The sequence below is a fragment of the Streptomyces panacea genome (assembly GCF_040560175.1).
Lineage (GTDB): Bacteria > Actinomycetota > Actinomycetes > Streptomycetales > Streptomycetaceae > Streptomyces > Streptomyces panacea.
Window position 1 is genome coordinate 18,642 of sequence record NZ_JARJHW010000085.1, and the last position, 11,081, is coordinate 29,722.

Genomic DNA, 11,081 nt, shown 5'->3' on the forward strand with positions numbered 1-11,081 from the left:
GCGCGCGCCGTGACGATCTTCGCAAGGCCCGGGGCCAGCTATCTGCGACCCGACCGGCTCGACATCTTCGTCCGCTCCCGCGAGGCCACGCTGGTGCACCTGTGGCTCGCCGACGGCGTGCCCGGCGCCCTCGACCTCGGCGGCGGGGTGGACCTGTTCGCCGAGCCGGTCGCCGTCCACCGTGAACCGCAGGGCCTCGACGTGTTCGCGGTCGGCGGGCTGAAGCTGCTGCACTGGCGTTGGGACGCCGCGCGCGGCCGGATGACCGGACCCGAGGAACTGCCCGGCTACGTCGCGACCAGGCCGGTACCGGTGGCCGACGGCGACACCCTCTACGTGTTCGCCGCCGACCTCGGCGGCCGGCTGCGGATCTGGGAGTCCAGCCAGGGCGGCCCGTGGACCCACACCATCCGCGCGGACATCGACGGCATGGACGGCCTGATCGCGGTCCGCCGCCGGGCCGGGCTCGTCGACACGTACTCCACCCCGTTCGGAATCGTGCACCGGGCCTTCGAGAACGGGCAATGGCTGGAGCCGGTGCGTCTGCCGCGCAGCGAAACCCTGGACCCCGGCATCGTCTCGGTCGCGGCACTCGCCTGGCCGGACGAGCACCAGTACGTACGGCAGGACGTGTACGGCCGACAGCGGGACGGCACCCTGTGGCACTGGGGGTACGGCTTCTTCGCCGGCCCCGACCCGACCAGGTGGTGGGGGCCGGATCCCACCCGCCCCGAGAAACTGCCGTTCGAGGCCGCGGCCGCGACGGGCGGACCGGACATCTACTTCCGGGACGCGGCCGGGCTGCTGCGCCACTGGAGCTGGCACGTCGCGGAACGCCGCTGGGACGACTTGCCGCCGGTCACGGACGGCTGGACCGCCGACCCGGTCACGGTCGAGCGCGGCGGCCCCCAGGCCGGCATCGACATGGTCGCCCAGGTCGCCGCCGACCGGGTGCGGGTGGCCTCCTGGGACACCCACGTCTGGTCGCATCTCGACCTGACTCTGCCCAGCTCGCGCGACGCGTCCGGCGCCGTGCTGCCCGAACCGGCGCAGGACGCGCTCGCCGGCGCCACCGACGACGTACCGCCGGCCTTCCTGCTCACCCGGCCCGCCGACCACGTCGTGCTCGGGGTGCTCGCGGTCGGCTACCGGATCACCACCGACCCGGTCCCGCGCCTGGTCGCCGAGGCGGGTGACGCCCATCTGGTGGTGACTTTCCCGCCCCAGCACATCGCCGAGGAGGTGTCCGAGCCAGGCGCGTCGCCGCTGCTCGGCGACGTGTGGCAGGCGCGGCTGGCCGGTTCGAGCCGTGTCGCCGTCACCGCCCCGCCCGAGTTCGAGCTGACCGCCGCGGGTGTGCTGGCCGCGTTGAACGACGCGCCGATCGATCGCGACGAGCAGCGCACGGCCGTCGAACTCCCCTGGGGGCTGATCCTCTCCCCGCGGCCGGGCGCCGGCGCGGTGGTCACCCGGCACCCGAGTGAGCCGGTGGACCTCGACGGCACGACCGGGCTGTGGCGCACCCGATTCGGCACCGACGCGGGCGACGGCGGGGTCGCGGTCGCGGCCCTGCGGGCCGGGCGGCCGGACCCGTTCCCGGTGGCGCTGACCAAGGCGAACCGGGTGAACATCGCAGGGCAGTCCCCGCCCGCCCGCGCGGACCGGCTGGAGCTGAGCAGCCTGGGCGGCACGCTGATCGCGGCGGGCGACTGGCCCACGCTCGACTGGGAGCAGCGCACGGTCGGCGGGCGCGATCAGCGGGTGCGTACCGCCACCAAGGGTGTGCTGTACCCGTTCGGGCACCGGGCGGTGTTCGTCGAGACCACCGAACGCAGCACCGGCGAGCCGGTCGCGGTGCTGCGCAAGACCCGGGTGCTGTGCGTCACCGAGTCGACGGTCGACGGGCTCCAGTCCCGGGCGTTCCCGTTCGAGCAGGTGGAACTCACCACGCTGGAGTTCGGCGGTGTCGACGACGCCGACTGGCAGACGGTGCCCCGGCCGACCCGGGAGATCGCCGAACTCGACAGCTGGGCGCAGCGGGCCGAGATGGAAGCCGAGCGGGTCTTCGAGGATCTGTACGGACCGGACGCGCTGCTCGCCGGGATGCCGCAGGTGGAAGAACTCGCCGGCGGCTGGACCGACGACGCGGCCGACCCGCTCGACCCGGACGACCCGGAGGGGGCCACCCGCGCCGGGGCCGCGCAGAACTGGTTGGGGTTCGACGTGGCCGCGCGGGACGCGCGGCGGGCCATCGAGCTGCTGCGGCTGGAGAATCTGGACACCGAGCAGGTGGAGACCTACTTCCTGCCGACTCGTGATGGCGCGCCGATCCGCTTCCCGGTGCGCTCCAGCCAGCCCGGACGGCAGGTGGGTTACGAGCTGCCGCTGGTGTTCGTCGCGGACCTGGAGCTCGGCGACGAGCTCCGCGCGACGTTCCGGTCGCTGGACAACCCGGAAGTGACCGAAAGCGTCCACCGGTTCTACACCGCGTCGGGGCACGGGACGGTGGATCTGCCCGGCGCGAAGATCAACATGGTGCTCGACCAGGCCCGTACGGCACCGTCCGACGTGCAGGAGGTGTACCGCCTCAACATCGCCGGCAGCCCGTCGCCCGGCGGTGGCTTCGTCCCGTCGCTGGGCCGCGCGGGGGAGCCGGGGTCCTGGGCGGCCGAGGTCGCGTTGCCGACGATGCGCACCCTGCTGGACACCGACCCGCGGGTGCGGACCGTCTTCGACCAGGCATATCTGGAAGCCACCTCCGACGACATCCCGCTGCGCATCCTCGACGATCTCGTTGTCGACTTCACCGCCATGGCCGATCGCTCCGGCGGGCTGGCCGCGCCCAAGTTCGTCGCGGACGGCATCTCCCGGGTGCGGGGCCTGGTCAACGTCGCCGGATCGCAGTCGCTGGCCCCGGCCGCCCTGTTCGCCGAGGGCGCTTCACTGTTCGGCTTCGACCTGCGCGACCTGGTCCGCGACATTCCCGCGCCGCCCGAGATGGTCACGCTCGACACGACCCCGCCGGAGGTCCGGCTGACCTGGGAGGGGATCGCTCTCGCCGCGGCGCCCGGCGGGGATTTCCTGCCGCTGTCGACGGAGACGTCCACGCTCACCCTGCGCAACACGAGTTCCGCCGCGCGCAACGAGACGACCTGTGTGATCACCGATTTCAAGCTGGTCCTGCCGGTGAGCGAGCCGATGGTCGAGATCAGCTTCGCGCGGGTCGAGTTCCGCCAACTCACCGGCGAGGCACCGCATTTGGCCATCGACGGGCTGAGCGCGGCGTTCGTCGGCAAGCTGCGGCTGCTGGACGTGCTCCAGGAAAAGGTGGGGCTGGGCAAGCTCGGGCCCAGGATCGTACCGACCGCCAAGGACATCACCGCGAGCTACGCGGTGCCTCTGCCGGATGTCGCGGCGTTGTCCTTCGTGCTGAGCAATCTGACCTTCAGTGCCGCGCTGCGGGTGCCCTTCGACGGCGAACCGGTGTCCCTGTCGCTCGGCTTCGCCTCGCGGGCACGGCCGTTCACGCTCACCGTGCTGATGTTCGGCGGTGGTGGCTACCTCGATCTCGAACTGGACCGCTCGGGGCTGCGCCGACTGGAGGTGTCGCTGCAATTCGGCGCCGCGCTGGCGATCAACCTCGGTGTGGCCACCGCTGAGGTACACGCGTTCGGCGGCATCCGGTACGAGCTGGTGGCGGGCGCGCCCCGGCTCACCGGCTTCATCCACATCGGCGGCAGCGTGGAGCTGCTCGGGCTGGTGTCGGTGTCGGTGGAGCTTCAGGTCGAGCTGGCCTACCAGTTCGACACCAACGCGCTGGTGGGGCGCGCGAAGATCGTTGTCGAGATCGACGTCACCCTGTTCTCCGAGTCGGTCGAGCTGGACAGCGGGGACTGGGTGATCGCCGGTGGCTCGGCTCGCCAACCCGTTCCGGCGCCGGCCCGGCCGGTGAATGCCGCCGTACCACCGCCCGGACCGGATCCGGTCGCACTGCAGGCCTGGCGGGACTATCGAGGAGCGTTCGGGTGAACGAGATTCTGTGGATCGCGGTGCCGGCCGGCGTCGTCACGGGCGATCGAGCGCCCCTGCGCGTACTGGTGGTTCCCAAGCTCGACACGGCGACACCGCAGCCGCTTTCGAGCTTCGGACTGCGGGACTGGCCGGCGACACTGGCCGGTGCCGAGTTCACCGTGGAGACGGCGCCCGGCGCCGAGGCGAGCGTCACCGGCGTCACCGGGCTCACTGCGCTGACCGCGCCGGACAGCGAGGTGTGGCGGTCGTTCTTCCCCGCCGACACCGTGGTGGAACCGCCACGTCGACGGGTGTACGACACCCCGACGGTGAGCCCGACATCGACCGATGCCGCCCAGGTGCGGCAGACCTACACCATGTCCGCGCGGGCGATCGCCGACCCGGCCGTCGAGGCCGACCCGGTGCTGCGCGAGCAGTACGCGCGGTGGGCCGCCGAGCAACCCGCCGCCGTACCCGGGCAGCTCGGGCCCGAGGAGTGGCGGGCGCCGGACTTCGCGCGCACCATTTCGCTGCTGCGCGAGCATCCGGCGGTGCTCACCCGGCTGGGTCTGATCCTCGAACTCGCCCTCGACGTCGCCACCATCCCGGTCGGGTCCCAACTGATCCGGGTCCGGTGCACACAGGGCGCGGACCTGCCCGGCGACTGGCTCACGGTCAACCCGTGGACGCGCTTCGAGTTCGACCAGGTGCATTTCGTGCCGGCCCCCGAGGAAGGCAGCGACCTGCGCACGGGCATGGTCGACCTCACCGGCACCAGCCAGATCGGCGCCGACCCGGCCGCAGCGGCGGCCTGGAGCGTGGCCACCTTCGACGTGGCCGGCGGGGCCGACCGGCTCCGCGACGGTGCCCGGTCGATCACCGAAGGCGAGAGCGCGGTGACGCTGCCGGTGCTGCGGTCGGCGGGACTGGCACTGCTGCGCAACGGCCGCCGCGCGCAGCTGCGGCAGCGGGCCGCGAACGCCGAGCGGCCGCTGCACGAGCGGGAACTCACCGCCGACGATCTCGTGCTCGGCTACCGCGTCGACATTCGGCAGGCCAGCACCGAGGGGCATACCGGCCAGTGGTTCCCCCTGTGTGAGCGCACCGCCACCTACCGCGTCGGTGACCAGCCGATCGGTCCGGCGGCGCAGGTCGAGGAGGGACACGTGAAGGCCAACACCGCGGTGATCGGCTCCGACCGGGTGATCCGCGCCGACGAGGTGGTGACCCGGTGGAACGGGTGGAACCTGGTGCTGCCCCGCCCGGTGTTCGACGAGCACGGCCCGGTGCCCGGCGCGGCGACCCGGCTGCCGCTGCCGTACGACTTCCACTGGGACTTCGGCCGGTCCGAGCGAAAGCTCGGCGAACTGCGGTTCGGACAGGGCTACCAGATGCGCATCCGGGTCGCGGACATGGCCGGCGGCGGTCTCCGTTTCGACGACCTGCGGCCCGGTATCAACCGCAGCGCGACCGACCTCGTGCTCTATCGGCGGCACGAGCCGATTCCGCCGCCGGAATTCGCGCCGCCGGTCGACGCGTTCCATCTGGAGTCCGGTCAACTGGTCGCCAACCCGGCCGCGTTCGGTCCCGGCGGGACTCTCGACTGCCTGGTCGTCCGCAGTGACCCGGCGGGCGCGACCGCTCTCGACCTGGACCAGTTCGCCGTCGCGCACCCCGAGTATCCGCACAACGATCGCCGGATCCTGCTGCCGCCGCCGACCTCGATGACCCTCGCCGAACAGCACGGCCGGCTCGGCGGTACCGATGCCGACGGCAACCCGGCCGACGACACCGTCGTCCTCGGCTGGGTGCGGCGGGCGGTGACCCCGCCGACCGCGACCGCGGAGGGTGACTACAGCTGGCTCGCCGATCCGGCGGCGGTGAGCGTGCTGGGCTTCCTCACCCCGGGCCCGGACGCGCCGGCGCCGGGGGAGAGCACCGACAGCGCCTGGCAGCCGCGCTGGCCCGACTACTCCGCCAAGGCGCTCGTGCTGCGGGAGCGCCGCGGGCCCGGCGAGCCGGTCATCGAATGGGAGGGCGAGACGCTGGTGGTGAGGCTGATGCCGGGGGAGCAGGCTGGGCTGGAGCTCAGCTCCCGCGCGGACGCCAACAAGATCGACGAGTTCGAGATCCAGGAATGGGTGCCCAACGCCGCGGAGGCCGGCCTGGCAGCGGGGCGGCACCCGATGCTGACCCCGCCAAGGGTGGTGCGGCTGGTGCACGCCGTTCGCAGGCCACTCGCGGCACCGGCCGCCGCCCTGCGCGCCACCCGCGACGCCGGCGCCACCTGGGCCGCGCTCGCCGACTCCGACCACCCGCTGCTCGGCGTCGACCGCAAGTCCACCGGCCAGGTCGACGTGGCGGCGCGGTGGCACGAACCCGGCGACAGCGATGCCGCCGGGCCACTGCTGACCGAGCAGGTGTGCTCGGTCGCGGTCGCGCCCGACGCCACCGAGCTGGCGGTACGGCACGAGTTCGGCGACACCCGGCACCGGCGCGTCACCTACACCCTGACCGCGCTCAGCCGGTTCCGGCAGTTCTTCACGGCCGGGGAGGACGCCGCCTTCCAGCACGACACCACCCCGGCCGAGGCCGTCAGCATCCCCAGCTCGGCGCCGCCCGTGGCGCCGGTCGTGCTCGCGGTGTCCCCGTCGTTCCGCTGGGAGGGCTCGGCCGACCTGGCAGCCGGGCCGGTACAGCGGATTCGCCGCGGCGGCCGGGTCCGGGTCGAGCTGGCGCGACCGTGGAACCTGTCCGGCGAGGGCGAGTTGCTCGCCGTGCTCACCGGGCCGGACCTGACCCGGGTGTCGCGGGATCCGATCTGGGCCACCGGTGATGCCGCCGGAACAGCCGGTCCCGAAGTGTTCGCCGGAGCGGCGGGCGCGACCGCGGAGCACACGCTGCCGGGTACCGGCACCGTGGTGCGGGCGGTGCCCTACCCCGCGCACCTGCACGTCGAGACCGACCGCTGGTACGCCGATGTCGAGCTGCCCGGCGCGGTGGCCGACTCGTACTGCCCCTTCGTGCGCCTGGCGCTCGCGCGCTACCAGCCGGAGAGCTTGCCCGACTGCGCGCTGTCGACCCCGGTGACCACCGAGTTCGTGCAACTCATGCCGGACCGCACGCTCTCCGTGCAGCACGTGGCCGACGGTCTGCGGGTGCTGCTGACCGGAACCGGTCCACTCGGGCCGACCCGGAACGGGGTCGTCGCCCTCGTCGAGGAGTGCTCGGGCGCGGCGGCCAGCGACCTCACCTCCGCCGCGCCGGACGTCGCCGGTATGTGGCATCGGGTGCCGGGACACGTGGTGTCGGGAGTGCTCGGCGAACCGCTCCCGGTGCTGGCGGTTCCGGCGAGCGACGGGCGTCTGCGGGTGGTGGTCCGGGAGACCGAGGACATCGAGCCCGCGGTCGCCGGCGACGACGCCACCCTGGCCACCGAGCTGCGGCAGCGGACGGTGTTCATCGACGTGGTGACACTGGGGTAGCGACCACAGCCCGGCCCCACACCCGAACGCCGGCCGCCCGACGGATGATCGCGCGAACCCTTCAACTTCCTGGCGAGGGAGGGGCCCGACCCCGCCCTCGATTCCGATGACGAACGTGTCGATGTCTCCGCGAAGCGCAAGCGCCCAGGTGGGGACTCGTGGTCGTCAGATGGCGGGGTGCTGGTCACGGACCGGACTGAGCGACTCCAGCAGCGACGCGATGTGCAGGATCGTCGACTCGGCGTGCCAGTTGGCTGCCAGCTGTACACCGATCGGCATGCCGTCGCCGCTCGTGCCGAACCGCATGGACAGGGCCGGGAGTCCGGTCAGGTTGAACGCAACGGTCGCCGTCTGGATATGGGCGGCGTCCACCGTCCGACCGTTGATCGTGAACTGGGTCAGTCCGTGCTCGTGGGCGGGGATGGGCAGGACCGGGAGCAGGAGGGCGTCGTACTGCTGGAAGTACTCGGTGAATGCGTCCCGGAGACGTTCGATGCCCTGTTCGGCCAGGACGTAGTCGTGGATGGACGTGTCCGGGCCGGCGAGCATGGCCCTGGAGACCTTGCCCATCTGGTCCTCGTGACCGGCGGTGACGTCCCGGAAGGCCGGCTTCATCTCCATGACGTGCTGCCGGTTGAAGAGGTCGAGAGGGTTGTCCCGCTCAAGCGCCGGGATGCTTACAGCCTCGACGTGAACCCCGGCGCCTCGCAGCGCTTCGGCGGCCTTCTCCACGGTGGCAGCGACCTCCGGGTCGATCGGGCCGAGTCCGGAGTCGACCAGCTGGCCGACGCGGACGGGCCGGTCCGGCGACGCGCCCAGGCCGGTGTCGAACTCGCGCGGAACGGTGGCGAAGCCGTCGGCGCCGTCCGGGCCGGAGAGCACCGAGTACGCCAGTGCGAGGTCGCGGACGGTGCGGGCCATGGGGCCGACGTGCCAGTCGCGGCGGGGCACGCGCGGCCAGACGCCGGTCATCGGGATACGCCCGTGTGTGGCCTTGAGGGCGACGATGCCGGTGTGAGCGGCCGGCCCGCGCACCGAGATGGCCAGGTCGCTTCCGAGCCCGAGCGGCGACATACCGGCCGCGATCGCCGCCGACTCCCCGCCACTGGAACCGCCGGACGTGCGGTCGAGGTTCCAGGGGTTGTTCGTCCTGCCCGTCAGGAGGTTGTCGGACTCGGTCGAGTACGAGAACTCCGGGAGATTGGTCTTGGCGAGCAGGATCGCGCCGGCGCCCTTCATACGTGCCACGCTGGTGGCGTCCGTGTCGGGGACGCGGCCCTCGAAGATCGGGGAACCGCGCTGGGTCAGCACCCCGGCGGTGTCGAACGAGTCCTTGACCGTGAACGGCACGCCGTGCAACGGCCCGACCTCGACGCCCGCCGCCAGTGCCTCATCCGCCGCCTTCGCGGCCTCCAGAGCGCCGTCGGCGAGCACCACGATCGCGTTGAGCTTCGGATCGATGGCCTTGATGCGATCGAGGTGCGCCCGCACCACCTCGACGGACGACACCTTTCTGTCGCGGATCAGTTCAGCGAGTCCGCTCGCGTCCGAGTAGATGAGGTCAGTGGTCATGAGGCTTCTCTCCTAGACCGGTCTACTCCGGTAGGCCGGTCTTCCATTGATGCCGCCTCGGGGCGATGTGCCCGCGAGGCTGCGGGGGATTGTCAGACGTGGAGGACCCTGCGGGTGACCGTCATGGCACGGTCGAGATGGTCCGGGCCGCGATGGATCTTCGCCATGATGCTCGCGCCGAGCCACAGGTCGTAGAGGGCCTCGGCCGTCGCGCGGGGGCTGTCGTCGACAGATATGGACCCGTCCGCAAGGCCGCCGCCGATCGCCTGCTCCAGTCGGTCGACGATCGCCGTTGTCCCGACTTTCGTCGCCGCCCGCATCACCTCGGAGAGGTCGGCGATCTCCGCACCGAGCTTGACCACCAGGCACCCGCCCTGGCAGTCGTCCACGGCTTGTGTGTCGTGGAAGTTCTGCCAGTACCTCATCAGGCGCTGCGCGGAACTCCTGCCCTTCGCGGCGAAGATCCCATCCATGGTCGCGAGGTACTCGTCGAAGTAGCTCTTCATCATCGCCTCGCCGAAGGCGTCCTTGGAGCCGAAGTAGTGGTAGAACGACCCCTTCGGGACGCCGGCCTCGGTGAGGATCTCGTTGATGCCGACCGCGGCGTAGCCCTTCGCGGCCACGATCCGCCGCGCGGCGTCCAGGAGGCTCTGGCGCGTTTCCACCTTGGTGACTGGCATGGCTCGACCGTAACACCGGATTAGACCAGTCGTCTAGAAATGCGTAGTCGCGTACGGGGGTGAGCGCGACGGCCACTGCCCACCGAGCCGCACTCCGTCTCGCCGCCCTCAGGTGGCCTGTGCGGAGCCGTGGTGTGTGTCCCGCTCGATGATGATCATCGCTGCGTCGTCCGCCAGACGTCCTCTTGTGTGGTGGAGGAGGGACATGTGCAGCCGGTCCAGCAGTTCCTGGGGGGTGCAATTGTGCAGTCGTGCCAGGTGTGTGGGCAGGTCGAAGAAGTTTCTGGCGGGGTCGCGGGCCTCCAGGACTCCGTCGGTGTAGAGCAGCAGCCGGTCGCCGTGTTCGAAAGGGTATTTCTCGGCCGGGACGGGGGACGTGCTGAGGAGTTCTTCCAGACCGAGCGGCGGCGACGGGCTGGCGGTTTCCAGGGAGGTGGTCTCGCCCCTGCGGAGCAGCAGCGGTGGGGGATGGCCGCGGCTGACCAGTTCGACGACAGGTGCGTCCGTTATCTGGGCGATGACCACCGTGACGAACTCCTCCGCCGGATCTCGGGATTCAGCCGTCTCCTCCGGGCCCTCCGCGCGCGTCAGCTCACGTCGCAGCGCGGCCTCGCACCGCATCGCCGTGTCGGGTAGTTCGGGTTCGTAGTCGGCCGCCTCGCGGAACGCGCCCAGTACCGCGGCGGCCGAGCGCACCGCGGGCAGTCCTTTGCCGCGAACGTCTCCCACGATGATCCGGATTCCGAAGGGCGTGGCCACTACCTCGTAGAGGTCGCCGCCGATGCGAGCGCCTTCCTCGGCGGCCAGGTATACGCCTGCGGCTCGTACACCCTGCAGGCGGGCAGGCACGGGGCGCAGCACCACGTCCTGGGAGACCTGGGCGATCCGGCGGACCTTCGCGAGCTCGTTGTCCCTGCGTACTCGCGCGGTACTGGTCGCGAGACTGGCAACGGACACCACGAGCAGTGCCAGCAGGTTGCTGTAGACCGCTGGGGTGCCCCATGCGTGGTTCTGGGTCGCTGTGATCGTGCTCAGCATCCCCGCCAGGAAGATCACGGAACCGGTTCCAGCGGGGCCCATCGTGACGGCGGCCAGCGCCGGGGCCGGCGAGAGGAGCGGTCCGGTGTAGAGGAAGTGGGCAGGGGAGAGCTCGATGCCGAGCACTGCGAGGAGCACCGCGAACGGCAGGGCCCTCGCGAGAGCGAACAGGGTCCTGCTGGATCTCATCAGACTCGTACCGGATGCCGAGCCGTGGAGCGCCCGCATACCCCAAGCCTCTCACCACGCCGGCGCGGATGCGCTGTCCAGCTCGCGGATGCCGACTCGGTGCGCA

At 71.6% G+C, this 11,081-nt stretch carries 5 protein-coding genes; 2 read left to right on the forward strand and 3 right to left on the reverse strand.

From position 1 onward, the window contains the following. Positions 1-9: 9 nt before the first annotated feature. Together P3L51_RS20630 and P3L51_RS20635 are read left to right on the forward strand one after the other, a co-directional pair. On the forward strand, positions 10-4,029 hold the full coding sequence (locus tag P3L51_RS20630; RefSeq protein ID WP_354606742.1) for a hypothetical protein: 4,020 nt from the start codon (positions 10-12) through the stop codon (positions 4,027-4,029). Further along, positions 4,026-7,496 carry a hypothetical protein gene (locus P3L51_RS20635; RefSeq protein ID WP_354606743.1) on the forward strand — a complete coding sequence of 1,157 codons (3,471 nt, stop codon included), beginning with the start codon at positions 4,026-4,028 and terminating at the stop codon, positions 7,494-7,496. Before P3L51_RS20630 ends, P3L51_RS20635 begins: the two co-directional genes overlap by 4 nt. Before the next feature lie 165 nt (positions 7,497-7,661). On the opposite strand, the gene P3L51_RS20640 is transcribed toward P3L51_RS20635, so the two are convergent. The 3 genes from P3L51_RS20640 to P3L51_RS20650 all read right to left on the reverse strand — a co-directional run bounded on the left by P3L51_RS20640 (position 7,662) and on the right by P3L51_RS20650 (position 10,975). Then, a complete protein-coding gene (locus P3L51_RS20640) occupies positions 7,662-9,068 on the reverse strand; it encodes an amidase (RefSeq protein WP_354606744.1) in 1,407 nt (468 codons plus the stop codon). A gap of 92 nt (positions 9,069-9,160) precedes the next feature. Further along, positions 9,161-9,748: a TetR/AcrR family transcriptional regulator gene (locus tag P3L51_RS20645; RefSeq protein WP_354606745.1), complete on the reverse strand. Its 588-nt coding sequence runs from the start codon at positions 9,746-9,748 to the stop codon at positions 9,161-9,163. A gap of 108 nt (positions 9,749-9,856) precedes the next feature. Further along, complete coding sequence (locus P3L51_RS20650; protein ID WP_354606746.1) at positions 9,857-10,975, reverse strand: PP2C family protein-serine/threonine phosphatase; 1,119 nt, start codon at positions 10,973-10,975, stop codon at positions 9,857-9,859. Positions 10,976-11,081: the final 106 nt, after the last annotated feature.